Source organism: Anatilimnocola floriformis, from assembly GCF_024256385.1.
GTDB classification, from domain to species: Bacteria; Planctomycetota; Planctomycetia; order Pirellulales; family Pirellulaceae; genus Anatilimnocola; species Anatilimnocola floriformis.
This window is the reverse complement of sequence record NZ_JAMLFW010000001.1, coordinates 4,903,728-4,917,890: the sequence shown is the minus strand read 5'-3', so window position 1 is coordinate 4,917,890 and position 14,163 is coordinate 4,903,728. Positions and strand designations below refer to the sequence as shown.

12 protein-coding genes are annotated in these 14,163 nt (G+C 59.0%); 4 read left to right on the top strand and 8 right to left on the bottom strand.

The genetic code is table 11. The features are described 5' to 3' along the window. The first annotated feature begins 39 nt into the window (after nucleotides 1-39). The gene (locus M9Q49_RS19270; protein ID WP_254510454.1) at nucleotides 40-1,920 is read left to right on the top strand and encodes a B12-binding domain-containing radical SAM protein; all 1,881 of its coding nucleotides are present in this window, start codon (nucleotides 40-42) and stop codon (nucleotides 1,918-1,920) included. Between the two features lie 49 nt (nucleotides 1,921-1,969). On the opposite strand, the gene M9Q49_RS19265 is transcribed toward M9Q49_RS19270, so the two are convergent. The 3 genes from M9Q49_RS19265 to M9Q49_RS19255 form a co-directional block, all read right to left on the bottom strand. Beyond that, the gene (locus M9Q49_RS19265; RefSeq protein ID WP_254510453.1) at nucleotides 1,970-2,641 is read right to left on the bottom strand and encodes a DUF2306 domain-containing protein; all 672 of its coding nucleotides are present in this window, start codon (nucleotides 2,639-2,641) and stop codon (nucleotides 1,970-1,972) included. Nucleotides 2,642-2,679: 38 nt separating this feature from the next. Further along, entirely contained in the window at nucleotides 2,680-3,609 is a 930-nt protein-coding gene (locus tag M9Q49_RS19260) for a transglutaminase-like domain-containing protein (RefSeq protein ID WP_254510452.1), read from the bottom strand. Nucleotides 3,610-3,695: 86 nt separating this feature from the next. Beyond that, a complete protein-coding gene (locus tag M9Q49_RS19255) occupies nucleotides 3,696-4,667 on the bottom strand; it encodes a transglutaminase-like domain-containing protein (RefSeq protein ID WP_254510451.1) in 972 nt (323 codons plus the stop codon). Nucleotides 4,668-4,930: 263 nt separating this feature from the next. Between M9Q49_RS19255 and M9Q49_RS19250 the strand changes: the two genes are divergently transcribed. From M9Q49_RS19250 to M9Q49_RS19240, 3 genes are all read left to right on the top strand, one after another. Then, on the top strand, nucleotides 4,931-6,547 hold the full coding sequence (locus tag M9Q49_RS19250; protein WP_254510450.1) for a BBP7 family outer membrane beta-barrel protein: 1,617 nt from the start codon (nucleotides 4,931-4,933) through the stop codon (nucleotides 6,545-6,547). Nucleotides 6,548-6,784: 237 nt separating this feature from the next. Beyond that, nucleotides 6,785-7,657, top strand: coding sequence for a menaquinone biosynthesis family protein (locus tag M9Q49_RS19245; RefSeq protein ID WP_254510449.1), 873 nt, complete (start codon nucleotides 6,785-6,787; stop codon nucleotides 7,655-7,657). Nucleotides 7,658-7,756: 99 nt separating this feature from the next. Continuing rightward, entirely contained in the window at nucleotides 7,757-9,172 is a 1,416-nt protein-coding gene (locus tag M9Q49_RS19240; RefSeq protein ID WP_254510448.1) for a sigma 54-interacting transcriptional regulator, read from the top strand. A gap of 11 nt (nucleotides 9,173-9,183) precedes the next feature. Here the strand turns inward: M9Q49_RS19240 and M9Q49_RS19235 are convergent, their stop codons facing one another. From M9Q49_RS19235 to M9Q49_RS19215, 5 genes are all read right to left on the bottom strand, one after another. Further along, complete coding sequence (locus tag M9Q49_RS19235) at nucleotides 9,184-9,573, bottom strand: hypothetical protein (protein WP_254510447.1); 390 nt, start codon at nucleotides 9,571-9,573, stop codon at nucleotides 9,184-9,186. Further along, entirely contained in the window at nucleotides 9,573-10,610 is a 1,038-nt protein-coding gene (locus M9Q49_RS19230) for a hypothetical protein (protein WP_254510446.1), read from the bottom strand. The genes M9Q49_RS19235 and M9Q49_RS19230 overlap by 1 nt, the downstream gene beginning before the upstream one ends. 44 nt (nucleotides 10,611-10,654) lie before the next feature. After that, entirely contained in the window at nucleotides 10,655-11,188 is a 534-nt protein-coding gene (locus M9Q49_RS19225) for a hypothetical protein (protein WP_254510445.1), read from the bottom strand. Between the two features lie 43 nt (nucleotides 11,189-11,231). Further along, a complete protein-coding gene (locus M9Q49_RS19220; RefSeq protein ID WP_254510444.1) occupies nucleotides 11,232-11,774 on the bottom strand; it encodes a hypothetical protein in 543 nt (180 codons plus the stop codon). Between the two features lie 96 nt (nucleotides 11,775-11,870). Further along, nucleotides 11,871-13,973, bottom strand: a complete 2,103-nt coding sequence (locus tag M9Q49_RS19215; protein ID WP_254510443.1) for a PPC domain-containing protein — start codon at nucleotides 13,971-13,973, stop codon at nucleotides 11,871-11,873. Nucleotides 13,974-14,163 lie beyond the last annotated feature (190 nt).

Below are 14,163 nucleotides of genomic sequence, written 5' to 3'. Positions count from 1 at the left end.
GCTTCCCCCTCGCTAGTTACCTTTCGCTTGGGGGTTCGCATGGACGCGACGACCACGGCTACGGCCACTGCTTCGACAAATCTGGTCACGACGAGCCCGGCTGCCAAAAGTACAGCCACCAAAAAGTTCTACGTCGAGCTCATCAAGCCTTCGCACTATGATGACGACGGCTACGTGATTCAATGGTGGCGAGCCTTCGTGCCGTCCAATTCTCTCGCCTGCATGTTCGGCATTGTGCGCGACTGCGATGAGCGCAAGGTGCTCGGCGACAACACCGAGATCGTCATCAACGCGTATGACGAATGCCACACCATCGTTCCGATCAAGCAGATCATCAAGCGGATCCAGGCCAACGACGGCCAGGGCGTGGTCTTCATGACTGGCGTGCAGTCGAACCAGTTTCCGCGCACGGCCGATATCTGCCGCGAACTGCGGGCCGCGGGAATCAAAGTTGTCATCGGCGGCTTTCACGTCAGCGGTTGCTTGTCGATGCTGCCCGAATTGCCGGCCGACATCAAAGCAGTTCAAGACCTCGGCGTGTCGCTGTTTGCCGGTGAAGCCGAAGGGCGGATGGAAGACTTGCTGAAATCAGCAAGCGCGGGAACCCTCAAGCCGATCTACAACTATCTCAATGATCTGCCCGATATGCAGAAGCAGGTCACGCCGTTTTTGCCGACCGCGATCGCGAAGAAGTACATGTACTTCACCGCCTTCGATGCGGGCCGTGGCTGTCCGTTTCAATGCAGCTTTTGCACGATCATCAACGTGCAAGGCCGCAAGTCGCGACATCGCGACGCCGACGATGTCGAAAAAATGCTGCGGCAATACGTGGCCAACGGTATCACGCAGTTCTTTATCACCGACGACAACATGGCCCGGAACAAGAACTGGGAAGCCATTTTCGATCGGATCATCGAGCTGAAGAAAAAGGAAAAGTGGCCGCTACGCTTCGTGATTCAAGTCGACACGATGTGTCACAAGATTCCGAACTTCGTCGAGAAAGCGACGGCTGCCGGCGTGAACCGGGTTTTCATCGGCATGGAGAACATCAACCCTGACAACCTGGTTCACACCAAGAAGTTTCAGAACCGCATCACCGAATATCGCAAGCTGTTGCAAGCCTGGCGAAACAAGGGCGTGGTGACGATCGCTGGTTACATTCTCGGTTTTCCTGCCGATACACCGGAGTCGATCAAACGGGATATTGCCGTCATTCAGAAAGAACTGCCGATCGACATTCTGGAGTTCTTCATCCTCACGCCGCTGCCGGGCTCGGCTGATCATCAAAAGATGCATCGCGAAGGTGTGGTGATGGACCAGGACATGAATAAGTACGACCTCGAGCATGTGACGACGAGTCACAGCAAGATGTCGGACGACGAGTGGCAGCAGGTGTATCGCGACGCCTGGCATCAGTACTATAGCCCCGAGCACATCGAAACCTTGATGCGCCGCGCAGAGACGCTGAAGTTCGGCGCCGAAAAAGTGAAGTGGGCCATCGCGACCTATTACGGCAGCTATCGCTACGAACATGTCCATCCGCTGCAGTGCGGCGTGTTTCGCCACAAAGTGCGGACCACGCGGCGCAGCGACATGCCGGTCGAAAATCCTCTCGTGTTCTATGCCAAACGGGCGTGGGAGATCTTCCGCACGTATGCCGGCTTCGCGAGCTTCACGCTCTATCTCGAACGCATGCATCGGAAGATCAAGAAGAACGCCGCCGCCAAGCAGTACACCGATCTGGCCCTGACGCCTGTGGTGGATTCGGAGGAAGAGGAAGCGCTGCAGATTTACTCGCTGACCGAAGCGGCGAAAAATGTCGCGGCCAAGACGAAGGCCCTCGCGAGTCGTGGCACTGCTCCTGTTGCTCCCGCTGCTGCGACAAAGCTCATGCAGATTGGGACGCGAAAGGCGGCGTGATCCGTAGGCCGGAACAAGCGTACTCGCGCAGTTCCGGCAAAGCGGAAACTTAGCTTTCACTCGCCGGTCTTGCCGGAACTGCGCGGGGTACCGCTTGTTCCGGCCTACTTCGCAGCCAAACCTCGTAACCGGCGAGCGGCACGAGCCAGCTCAGCCAGGCGTTGGCGATGTAGGCTGCGGGAATGTCCCAACCGCTGACTGACAGCGCGCCGCCAATCACGCGCAGTAACAGCGGCGAGGCCAGCAGCAAGAATGTGCGAATGGCCCATTGCTGATGCAGCGCGAATTTTCTGCGGCGTGCGAGCGAAATCGCCTTGCCCAGCGTGCAGGCCGTGCTCAGTGTAAGCGAGGCGAAACCTATGCCGGCGAGTGGACCGGCGAACGCTCGGCCCGCCATCCACAGGCCGCTCGGCAAGAGTACGGCGAAGACCAGCACCCCCAGAATTCGTCCGGCCCAGCGATGGGCCTTCTGCAGCGCTGAGCGACTGCTGCTCCAAAGCAAAAAAGCAGCCAATAGAATCGCCGGCGGCCCGCTGATGATGTGCGAGTAAAACGCCGCGGCATAGAGCGGCGTGAATGTCTCTTCGCGGCCGATGAGAAACGCAGCGGTTTGAAAGTTCGGCGGAAAGTAGAGGCGATATTCCCAGACGATGCCGATCAGCACGCGCACGCCGAGCAGTGTGATCGCAGCGAGCAAGATTTTTCGTAAGTTTGCGTTCACTGCGCCGCGTCCTCTCGCCGAGCGAAAGGCGACAATGCCTACTCTTTGACCCGTTCCATGAAAAACTGCACCTTGGGATCGGCCTGCGCATTCGCCGCTTTCAGGAATTGCTTCACGTAGCGCTGCGGGGCCTTTTCTTCGGGGACTTTGAAGTTGTCGCCCTTCTGCAGGATCGGCCGATCTTCGAACATTTGGCCGAATTCTTTGGTGTTGCCGGCGGCTTGGCAGGGGAACCAATGGCCGTTGCCGGCCGCGTCCTCCAAATAAAATTCGGGATAAGTGTGCCCCGGCACCCAAACTGCGCGGGCGGGAATCTTGTTCGCACGGCAGAGTGCGATGAACAGGCTCGATAGTTCTTCGCAATCTCCTTCGCCATCCTTCAGCGCAGCGATGGCGGGTTTGATGTCGGTCGCGAATTTGTATTTCACATTCTCGCGCACCCAGTTAAGAATCGCTTCGGCTTGATCCCAGGCTTTATCTTTCCCCTTGATGATCTCGGGGGCGAGCTTCTTGATTTCGGGCGAATTGACTTCGATGTATGGACTCGGCTGCAGCAACTTGGTGAGTTCTTTATTGAGCTTCGTGGGAATCACGAAACCGTCGGTTGATTCCGGAGGCAGGATTTCGCGAATCGTGGATTCGTAAATCTGCTCGACGCTGGCCGTCTCTCCTTTGGCGAGGCGGGGAATGTTCACAACGAGCTGCTTCACGCCGCCGTCGAGATTGCGATACGTCACGCGGCAGTTAGGCGAGATGGTTTCGCTGACGAGCTTCACGCTTTGCTCAGGCCAATCCATGGGCACGGCCCAGGTGGCGACGATGCCAGTCACGCTTCCGGCCGAAGCGTCGATCTTGAAGCCGGCGCGGACTTGCTTGGTCTGTTCGCGGCCGAAACGGATCTGCGGTTCGGCGGCTGTGGTGACGAGCGAGCAACAAAAGAGAAGGGTGAGCGGGAGAATTGATTTCATGGTTCTTTCCTCGCTAAGCGTTTGGCAGTTTCGCTTTTGGCTGAAAGTCGTCCTCTCGCGCCGACGCTACGCGCTACCTTAGCAGATTACCGTTCAAACTTGCGCACAAATTCCACTTCCGGCTTACCGCCGGTGTTTCCTTTGCCAGTCAAGTGCTCGGCTACGAACCGCTGCGGGTCTTTCATTTCGGGCACGCGAATGTTGTCGCCGCGCTGCAGAATGACGGTCGCCGTGGGGCGAAAGCCGAAGGCTTTTTCACCTTTCAGCACGACCGGAAACCACATTCCCTTGCCGTCGGCGTCTTCCAGATAAAACTCGGCCTGGGTGGCATCCGGAATGAACAGCACGCGGGCCGGCACTTTGTGAGCGCGGCAGCAAGCGACAAAGACCGAGGCAAAGTCATCGTCCGAGCCCGCGCCATCCTTCAGCGCCATGGCAGCCCCTTTGATCTTGGAGGTGTCGAGGCGAATCTTTTCACGCACGGCTTCGTAAATGCCGTTCACTTGTTCCCAAGCCGTTTCTTTGCCGTCGGTCGCTTCCTTGGTGAACGATTTCACTTTGGGATTGGCGATTTCGATTTGCGGGCTCGGCTGCAGGTATTTGCGGACGTCCCCTTTGAGCGTTTTGGGAATGACCAAGCCGGCGGTATCGGTCGGCGCCTTCGATGACGACAGGCTGGTAATTTCGAACGTATACAGCACGTTGGCGGTTTCGCCGGCCGTGAGTTGCGGCACGCTGAAGACGACTTGCTTCGTATTGCAATCGCCGCTGCGGAGCGAGTGCTGGCGAACTGCCTTGGAAATGTCTTCCGTGACCGGCTTCACTTGCTGATCGTCCCAATCGGTGGGCACGGCAAACGTGCCGGTCAGTCCCGATACCGGGCCGCCGACGGCGCGGATCTTCACGCCCACCACGTAGCGGTTGACGACCTTCTGATCCAGCTTCGGCCCGATCGCGCCCGCTTCGGCAACTCCTGGTTTCGGGTCGTTGCTTTGAAACTGGCCGAAGACGGCGGAAGTGCTACTAAGAATCAGACAGCAACAAAGTAGGTAACGCATTTTTGGTTCGAAGTTTGAAGTTCGAAATTCGGAGTGCAACACGAATCGGCCTCTTATCCATCCTAGTTCGCTTGCTGGCGAAACCACGCTAGCGATGTCGATTTCTGCCGATACAACCGGCAGGTTCGGAAAACTCGGTGCAAATTGCCAGGTTCATTCAACCGGCAACATCTGCATTGCCGAAAAACTCGATGCGACCGGAAGGCTTACCTTTCGTTCGCGCGACACACGTCGGCATCTCCCCCCGAGACACGAGTACGAAAATGTCGTTCTCCACGATCGAACGAAAGTTCCGCGGCTCTGCGTTATTTCAGGCTCCCGCGCGCTGGCTCTGTGCCGGCGTGCTGGCCGCAGGGCTGACTGGTTCGGCCATTCCCGAGCACGCGTTGGCACAAGCCCAGCCTGCCGTCTATCAGCCACCGACTGGCCCTCGCAATCAGCAGGCTCGCCTGGCGAACTGGCAAAACGAACTGCAACCGCCACAGCCTGGCGATCTGCGACCACCGCAGCCCGACCCGCGGCCGCAAACGCGCACGCCCAATCCGGAACCGGTGCCGGAAATTCAGCCGGTGCCCGAGGCTCAACCGATTCCTCAGCAGCCGCGGCGTCCGCGCTCGGTGCTGCCGAATCGCGGTCAGCGCAACAATGTGCAAGTGGCTCCTCCGATGGAGCATCAAGAGTACGTCGATGAATCGCTGAACGGCTGGATGCAAAACGAAGGGCCGGCTTGCGGTCCTGGTTGCTGCGGCCCGGTTTGCAATCCGTGTGGTCCCTGCGGCCCGCGCTATTGCCCGCCGCCTGGCGGTTTCTGGAATTCGCCCAGCCCGGAAGATCCGTGCTTTCAATGCCGGCCACCGCTGTGGTGGGCCAAAGCCGACCTGCTGCTCGGTTGGCGTAAGGGGCGGAGCTATCCGCCGCTCGTGACGACTGATCCCGCCAACGAAGATTCGACGACGGCTGGCGTGCTGCCGGACGCGACGATTTTGTACGACGGCGATACCAAAAACACACAGATGCAAGCCGGCCTGAATCTCGATTTCGGCACGTTCCTTGACGATTGCCAGACGATCGGTTTCGGTGGCCGTTACTTCTTCTTTGGCGCCGACGATGGCAACTTCTCACGCAACAGTGGGCAGAACGCAGTCCTGGCGATTCCGTTCTTCAGCATGGATCTGAATGCCAACTCGGCCTTGTTGCTGGCTCATCCCGATGTCGGCGGTGAAGTTCGCAGCGGCAGCGTCGCCATTCGCGCTTCGAATGAAATTCATGGCTTCGATGTATACGCTCGTTTGCTCTACACTCGGACGGCGACAGGTCGCATCGATTTCATCACCGGTTGGCACACCTCGAGTGTGAACGACAACTTCCAACTGCGGATGCAAACCGACGGCAACCAAGCCAACAACGACGTCCGCTTGCTCGATCAATTCAACACCGAGAATCAGTTCAATGGTTTGATTCTGGGTGTGCTGACCGAACATCAGGTTTGCTGCCTGACTCTCCGTGGCAAAGCCCGCGTGAGCGTCGGCAACATGCACCAATCGGTGCTCATCAACGGCTCGACGAGCGTCAACGGCGTGGTCGATCCGAATCAGCCGGGTGGTTTGTTCACGGCTTCGTCGAACATCGGCAACTACAGCCAAGATCAATTCGCCGCCGTGACCGAAACGGGGCTGTCGCTGGGCTATTACATCACGCCACGGACGCAACTCACCGTCGGCTACAACCTGATGTACTGGAGCAACATCGTTCGCCCCGGCGAACAGATCAACACGGTGGTCGACGACGTGAACGTGCCGCCGACGAGCCCGACCTTCCAGTTCCATACCACCAGCTTCTGGGTGCAAAGCCTGACACTGGGGCTGAACTGCGAGTTCTAAGAATCGGCAATAATTTCGCTCCGTCGAGATGCGTCGCTGGCATTCAGCCAGCGATGTCTTAACCCGCTGCGTGAGCAAATGGCCGCGATCTCTCGCCCAACCCCTGGCTGACGCCGCGGGTTATGACCGGCAGTTATCTCTCTCCGCCCCTTGCGGTTCAAACAGCAGTCGCGAAGATAAAAGGCTTGTTTCACGGCCTTAGTCTGCGTTTCTGGTCTGCTGTTTGAGGAATTGCCCATGTCTGCGGTTGCTGGTTCGACGGAAGAAAAGCTCATTCGCGTGGGGCACAGCCCCGACCCGGACGATGCCTTCATGTTTTATGCCCTGGCCAAGGATTGCTTTGATACGGGCAAATTCCGCTTTACGCATGAGCTGGTCGATATCGAAACGCTGAATCGGCGGGCTTTTTCCGGTGAGCTCGAGCTGACCGCGCTCAGCTTGCATGCCTACGCCCACCTGGCCGACAAATACATGCTTTGCACCTGCGGCGCGAGCATGGGTGACAATTACGGCCCGATGGTAATCGCCCGCGAACCGCGCGACATCGCGTCGCTTCGCGGCCAAACGATCGCCGTGCCAGGAACGCTGACGACCGCGTTTCTCGCCCTCAAGCTTTGCATCGGCAACGATTTTAAGCACGTCGTCGTGCCGTTCGATGAAATCTTGAACGTTACCGAACGGGGCGAATTCAACGGCGAAAAGATCGACGCCGGCCTCTGCATTCACGAAGGTCAGCTGACCTACGGCGATCAAAACCTGCACCTGATTGTCGACCTCGGCAAATGGTGGATGCAGGAAACAGGCCTGCCGCTGCCGCTCGGCGCCAACGGCATTCGCAAGGATCTGGGGGCGGATGACATTCAGGAAGTCAATCGTCTGCTGAAGGCGAGCATCGCCTACGGTCTCGAACATCGCGGCAAGGCTCTCGACTATGCTCAGGGCTACGGTCGCGGCCTCGATCGCGCGAAAGCCGACGAATTCGTTGGTATGTACGTCAACGATTGGACGCTCGACTTCGGTCCGCGTGGCCGGGCCGCGGTCAAGGAACTGCTGAAGCGCGGTTTCGAAGCCGGTGTGATTCCGACGCTCGTCGAGCCGGAATTCGTCTAATATCGCCGGGCCAGCCACAAGCTGAGTGGCAAGCGAAAGTGGCAGTTGAATCAGCTATGATGAGCTGATTCAACTCGTCCTCATCTCCATCGGATTCCCATGGCCCGCCAGGCTTCTCCAGCCCGTTTGCTGTTGAAGACATTCGACCAATCGCTGACCCCTATCTACCTGGTCAGCGCCGAGCGGAAGCTGCAGTATGCCAACGAAGCGTGCTGCCAATGGCTTGGGAAAAAACTGCCGGACCTGATCGGCCTGCGCTGCGACTTCACCGCGACGAGCACGCGCGACGGACAAGCCGCCGTGGCCAACTCGCTCGGTCCGCCGCCGGCTGCCTTTGAGCATGGCTGTACGACCGGCGAAATCTGCGGCGGACCTGACGGAAGTCCCACTGAGGTTCGCACGGCGACGTTTCAGGCACTCAGTGGTGCGGCGGGTGTGTTGGTTTTCGTCGGTGCAGCAAATACCGCTGCGCCGGATGGACACGCGATGGACCTCGCGCCGCGGCTATCGCATTTGCAGTTGCTGCAACTGCGGAGCGAACTGGATCCCGCGCTGCTCATGAGTCCGCTGATCGGGCAGAGTCATGCGATCCGCCGTTTGCGCGAACAGGTGAAAGTCGCCCAGCACGCCAACGTGCGGGTGATGCTCATTGGTCCCACGGGAAGCGGTCGGCGCCAACTGGCCCGCGCCATTCACTACGTCGGCGACGTCAATCAGGTTGGTCCGCTGGCAGCCGTTGACTGCCCAGTGATGGATGCGGAGTTGATGCAACTCACGCTGACCCGTTTTTTGAAACAGCGCGAAGGAACAACCTTCCGCCGGCCGCCGGCACTGCTCCTCACCGATGTCGATCAACTGCGGGCCGATGCGCAGCAAGAGCTGGCCGGATTTCTGCTGCTGCCAGGCGTTGAGTTGCAAACGATCTCGACGGCTTCGCGTTCGTTGCACAAGCTTGCCGCTCGCGGTCGTTTTCGCCAGGACCTCGCCTTTGCGTTGAGCACGTTCACGCTCAACGCGCCGCCGCTGAGCAAGCGACTCGAGGACGTGCCGCTCCTCGCACAGTATTTTCTCGAACAGCACAACGCCCGCGGCGGCACGCAGCACGGCGGCTTTGTTCAGGATGCGCTCGAGCTACTGCTTCTCTATCCCTGGCCGGGCAACATCGATGAACTCGCAGCCATGGTCAAGCAAGCCTGCGCCACGGCCAGCGGTGCTGCGATTACAGCTGCCGATCTGCCGCCACAAGTCCATCACGGCCGCGAAGCGTTGCTGCACCAAAACCCCGCCGAGCCCTCGATCAATCTGCCCGAGTTCCTCGCCGAGGTGGAAAAGGAGTTGCTGCAGCGGGCCCTCCGCAAAGCGAACGGCAACAAAACTAAAGCTGCCGAATTGCTTGGACTGCAGCGCGGCCGTCTCATCCGCCGCCTTGTGCAACTCGGCTTGATGCAACCGCAAGTTCAGGAAGAAGAGGCCGTGGTCTTCGAGCCGATTCAGCCGGAAAAAGGTAGCCCGTAGCGTGAACGCGGCTATCTGAGGATCTCCAGCAAGTAGCCGCCAAGAATGTACGACAGCAGATTCGCGGCCACGATGGCAGCGCAGTCGCGAATAATTTCGCGCCACGTCGACGTCTTATCCGCATACGCAGCCAAAAATATCAGGCACTCCGCCACCGGCGCGAAGATCTCAGCGATCACAATATACGGCGTGTAGCCCCACCATTCCCAAGCCGTCAGCGGCAGCAAGATCCAGACTACGGGATACGTACAGGCGGTCAACCACGCGCCACAAAAGAGTCGCCGCTGCCAGGAATGACGGGGCGACAAACCCGCGAGCAGCACGGGAGTTTCGAGCGAGATCGTCAGTAGATAGGCCCAAAAGATTCCTCGCCAAAGCTCGTCCACACTCGGTGGATGCATCACAGCACCCGCAGCAGAAACGGCACTTCGGCGAGCACGTGCAGCATGGCCACCGTGAAGTAGATGTTGCGTGTCAGCGGATAATCGGCCGCAAAGCCAGCCCAAAGGACGATCATCACCATCACGCCGATTGCGAGCACCGCGCCGACGCCGAGACGCCACACCAGACCGCGACGGGCCAGTGGTGTTTGCGCGAGTTGCGACTTCCACTGCCACGGCCTAGCCATGCCGGCGACCAGCGGCAGAGCGAGCAACCACACGCCGTAATGAAGCATTTCCAAAAATGTGTGCGTGGCGACGAGCAAATGCGTCGAAATGCCGCTGAGAATTCCCTCGCCCGCGTGCTGCGTGATCTGCAGCGAAAGAATGTCTTCACCGGGCAAGTTCGGCGACCGGGCGAGCATCATCCACAACGCCCCAAGCAACAGTGGCAAAAAGGTCAGACAAACGCGATAGCCGTTCAACCAGGGCGACCGAGCGCGAGCGAGTTCCCGATCGAGAAACCAGAGCGCGACCAGCGGATGCAAATAGACGAGCGCCATGCTCCAGCCAAGCGGCCACAGCCAATTGACACCGATTAGCGCAAAGCCCACAGGAATGAGCCACCGCCAATCGCGGCGAGGATTTTGCGTGCCGCGGAGCAGCGCGAGCGTAACGATCCAAACAACGAGCGTCGTGTTCCACAGCGCGATGGAAGTGCCCCAATCGTCTTGCGTCCAATCGCGCGAACGACCCAGCCAAGGAAACATTCCCTGCCATGCCGACAGCACGAGCGTGCCGCCGATTCCCAGACAAAAGTACGGCGTGAGCGGCCCCCAGCGGGCCGGCATCCGCCGCAGCATGTAGCGGGCTTCCATCCAGTTGTGCGGGCCCGCAAATAGAAACACCGCCGCGATCGAAAAACCGAGCGGTGCGTTCACTGCCAATAGCCACGCCCCGGCGACAAACGCGACGACGACCGTAGCCGGCCACCAGACAACAACTGTCGTGGCCGACGGTTCGGCGTAATCGGATTTCGTGGGCAGCGCAGTGGACAAACTTAAAGCTCAACTTGCGATGGAGTAGCGTCGGGGTCGTGAAGTTACTTTTGCAGCGTGAGGATCGCTTCTTCAACGTCGCTCGAAAATTCGACGATGATCATGGACTTGGCCAGTGGTTCGCGCGGCGGGATCGGCCGCGGCCCACGCTTCTGGCCGGGGATCGCAATATCGGCTTGAGCGGCGCCGAAGATTGCCAGGATGCCACCGACGGCTAGGATGGCCGCTTTACTGGTAGTGTTCAACTTCTTCCCACGCAACACAAACACCATGCTGACCGCGGCCAGCGACAACGCGATCGCGGCCACAATCGAACGCTGCGTCGGCGCTGCATCTTCTTTCAAACCAACCTTGCCCGCCGCCGCATCTCGCAAGCTCGCGGGCAAGACGATCTTAGCCTGCACTCCATCGCCTTCCCCCTTCAGATCGGCGTGCTTTATTTGCACCGGAATGGTCGTCGTCTTCGTCGCTGGGGCTGGGGCAGGACGCGGCGGAACCTTGATATCGGCTGAGGCGTTTCGAACACACAAGAACAGGCCGAACACGAGGCAACCGGCAAACAATCTTGGCACCATCATCAGGAAGTTCCTTCGATAAGGGAGTTTGATATTTGTCCGTAATTTATTTCTCAGGCAGCGTGAGCATAACTTCAGTCGCGTCGGCTGAAAACTCAATCACAATCTGCGACTTGGGGGCCCGATTGCGCGGCGGACCAGCGTTCGCATAGACCAGAGTGCAACCGGCCGCAGCGACGGTGATGGCGAGCAATGCTGCTTTATTGGCCGCGCTCCAACGTTTGCCGCGAATGACGAAGACCACGCTGACCGCAGCCAGCGACAGGGCGATGGCGGCAATGAGTGAGCGAGGCGAACTCTCCTGCTGGCCGACCTTTCCCGGCGCTGCTGCTGGCGGCGGCAGGTCGCGCAGCTTCGCGGGGAGGATGAGCTTGGCTTGTACCCCGTCACCTTCTCCCTTTAGATCCGCATGTTTCACGGTCAGGTTGAGCGTGACCTTTTCTGTCTTCGCTTCGCCCGCGAAATTGGGGACTCGCTGCGCAGGCGGCGCGGCATTGGGCGCTGGTCCCGGCCCCGGTAAAGCATCGCCCCAGGCCTGAGATGTAAAGAGGCAGCAACACAAGCCAATCATCAGGAACGGCAGTTTCATACACACTCCTTTCTACGAATGAGATCAGCCGCTGCGCAATCCGACCCGGCTTCCGTCATGAATAAGACGACGCACTCCCTGGTTCGTTTCTTCCTTTTACTTTTTGATGTCGCTCTTCGGCTCGACGCTAATCCGAATCGCCGGACTGCAGTAAGTCGTCTTCATGACAAAATTCAGTGACACGTGAGCCATCACCACGCTGACGTGGTTTTCGACCGGCGGTGCATCGGCGGCGGCTTTTACCGTGACGAAGCCCTTTGTATCGCTACCGGCGAGTAGCGTCTTGGCTTGTTTGTCGTCGAGCGACACGCCCGGTGGCAGCGAATCGCCGAAGCTGCTGGCTAGGTGGCGATAGAGCATGTCGAGCGTCACATTGGTCGTGAACTCGGGGCTGCGGTCGATTGTGACTTCGATCTTCTGCGAGCCGCCGGGCTGCAGGCGGATCTCCTGCGTGCTGACATTCACGCGGCGGATATCGCCGTAGTCGGTAACCGCGACGATGTGCGCATCGACAGGCCAATGACCACGCCCGCCGCCTGGTTGATAGGTCTCTTGATAAGGACGAGCAACCGCGCTGAGTTCCAGCTTCTCGCCGTCCTTCTCATGAACTGCAGTGCCGGTGACTCGAACGCTGCCGACCGTGAGTTGAGCGTCGGGCTCGGCAGCGAGCACACTTACGCCATCGACTGCTTTGCCTGCTTGGATCCGGCCGCAGGTCGCCGTGATGCTTGGCGGCAGGCCATCGATGGCGAGATCGACCGGGCCGGTGAAACCGTTCTTCCTTTCGACACGGCAGTAAATCACTCCCTGCGAACCGAGCGGGATTTGTGTCTTGTCGGTATCGAGATAGAGTTCGAAGTAGGCCTTGCTGCGTGTGATCTGCAAGAAGTACGGAAAGCGAGGACCACCGCGCAAATGCACGTCGCGAATCTCAATCGTGTATTTGCCATCGGCAGGGACAGTCCAGTTTTCGATCCACGAATCGGAATAGTTGCGCTTGCCGACTTTCAGATCGTCGCTCAGCTGCAATTGAACTCCCTTCTCGTTCAGGATTCGCAGGTGCGAATCGATGGCCGAGTTTCGCCGACGGGCGACGATCTCCAGCGACAGCGCTTCTCCCTTTTTCGCTTCCAACGTGTAATAGTCGACGTCGGCTTCGGTTTCGAGTCGGCCATTCAAGCCGCAGGGAGCGGTTAGCAACTGTCCTTGCTCCGGCTTGTTGTTGTCGGATGAGATCTCAGTGACGAGCGGCAAATCGGTCACTTCGACGGCGAACGGCAGTGTTTGCTGGTCCCCCTTCTTCGCGGTCGTCCAGAACTCGCCGGCGGGAATGTTTGCATCGACGTTCACACTCAGCGGTTTGTCTCCGAGCAGAAAACCAGCGGCGCTGATGTCGGTGGTTCCGCGCGAAATGCCGAGTGGGAAAGTGCATTCGATAAACGGTTGCGAACTGATTTCGATTGCATATTCCCAGTACTGGTTTCCCTGATAACGCACGTCGCGAATTTCGAGGATGTAGTCACCCTCCTGTTCAAAACGCTGACTCAGAAATGGATCGGCGCGGAAATAGTTATCGCTTGCTGCGATCGTCACGCCGGCGGAATTGCGGAGCATGAGGATCGGATCGCAGTGCAGCTGCAGATCGTGAATTTTGTCTTGCAGCCGACCGCAGCGAACATGAAAGTTAAACGCCTGCCCGGCCGTGGCGTGAAACTTATAAAAGTCGACGTCCTCGGCTTTTTCGACGCAGCCGCAGATTGTTGCTGGCACTTGCACGGCGGTCGCTTTATCGAGGCTGTCGTTTGCGGCGTTCTCGATCGCCACCGGCCCGGTACCGATCACGAGTTGTCCGACGGTGCTCACGCCGGTCGGCATCACCACGCGCACGTCACGCACGCCAGGGAGTGCATCGGCGGCGACTTGGAATCTGACTTTGAGTTGCTCGACGGGCTTCTTGGCGGCGTCTTCGGCCTTGATCTCGCTGGGCAACACTTCGCCCGTTACGCCATTGCCGCTAACAAGAATCTGATAAGCGCCGTACATCGTGTAGCGTGAAACGATCACGTGTTCCGACGATTGCCCGACAGTCGCCGCGACTGGCTTGATGCTCATCAGCATCGGGAAGGCCGTTTGCGCGTTCGTCGCTTGGGGAGAAACGACCAGACAAGCAAGCAGCACGGCTGCGGTGAGGAATCGCATGACACGATGCTCCAGGCAGGAACAATCAGGAGGGAGAGCCCTAGTGTAGTCGCCTGGCAATCGCAGGAGCAAGTTTAGCCATCGGGAGGGCGAGGCTCCTGCCGAGCCGCGTAGGTCGAATACGATCGCCCACAGCCGTTGCGTTCAACCTCAACGGCTCGGCGGGAGCCTCGCCCTCCCGAGTCCGGTA

What these genes read in the sequence shown, in the direction of transcription:
- M9Q49_RS19270 (WP_254510454.1), top strand. Translation starts at nt 40, where the DNA reads ATGGACGCGACGACCACGGCTACGGCCACTGCTTCGACAAATCTGGTC.
- M9Q49_RS19260 (WP_254510452.1), bottom strand. Translation starts at nt 3,609, where the DNA reads ATGAAATCAATTCTCCCGCTCACCCTTCTCTTTTGTTGCTCGCTCGTC.
- M9Q49_RS19255 (WP_254510451.1), bottom strand. Translation starts at nt 4,667, where the DNA reads ATGCGTTACCTACTTTGTTGCTGTCTGATTCTTAGTAGCACTTCCGCC.
- M9Q49_RS19250 (WP_254510450.1), top strand. Translation starts at nt 4,931, where the DNA reads ATGTCGTTCTCCACGATCGAACGAAAGTTCCGCGGCTCTGCGTTATTT.
- M9Q49_RS19245 (WP_254510449.1), top strand. Translation starts at nt 6,785, where the DNA reads ATGTCTGCGGTTGCTGGTTCGACGGAAGAAAAGCTCATTCGCGTGGGG.
- M9Q49_RS19240 (WP_254510448.1), top strand. Translation starts at nt 7,757, where the DNA reads ATGGCCCGCCAGGCTTCTCCAGCCCGTTTGCTGTTGAAGACATTCGAC.
- M9Q49_RS19235 (WP_254510447.1), bottom strand. Translation starts at nt 9,573, where the DNA reads ATGCATCCACCGAGTGTGGACGAGCTTTGGCGAGGAATCTTTTGGGCC.
- M9Q49_RS19225 (WP_254510445.1), bottom strand. Translation starts at nt 11,188, where the DNA reads ATGATGGTGCCAAGATTGTTTGCCGGTTGCCTCGTGTTCGGCCTGTTC.
- M9Q49_RS19220 (WP_254510444.1), bottom strand. Translation starts at nt 11,774, where the DNA reads ATGAAACTGCCGTTCCTGATGATTGGCTTGTGTTGCTGCCTCTTTACA.
- M9Q49_RS19215 (WP_254510443.1), bottom strand. Translation starts at nt 13,973, where the DNA reads ATGCGATTCCTCACCGCAGCCGTGCTGCTTGCTTGTCTGGTCGTTTCT.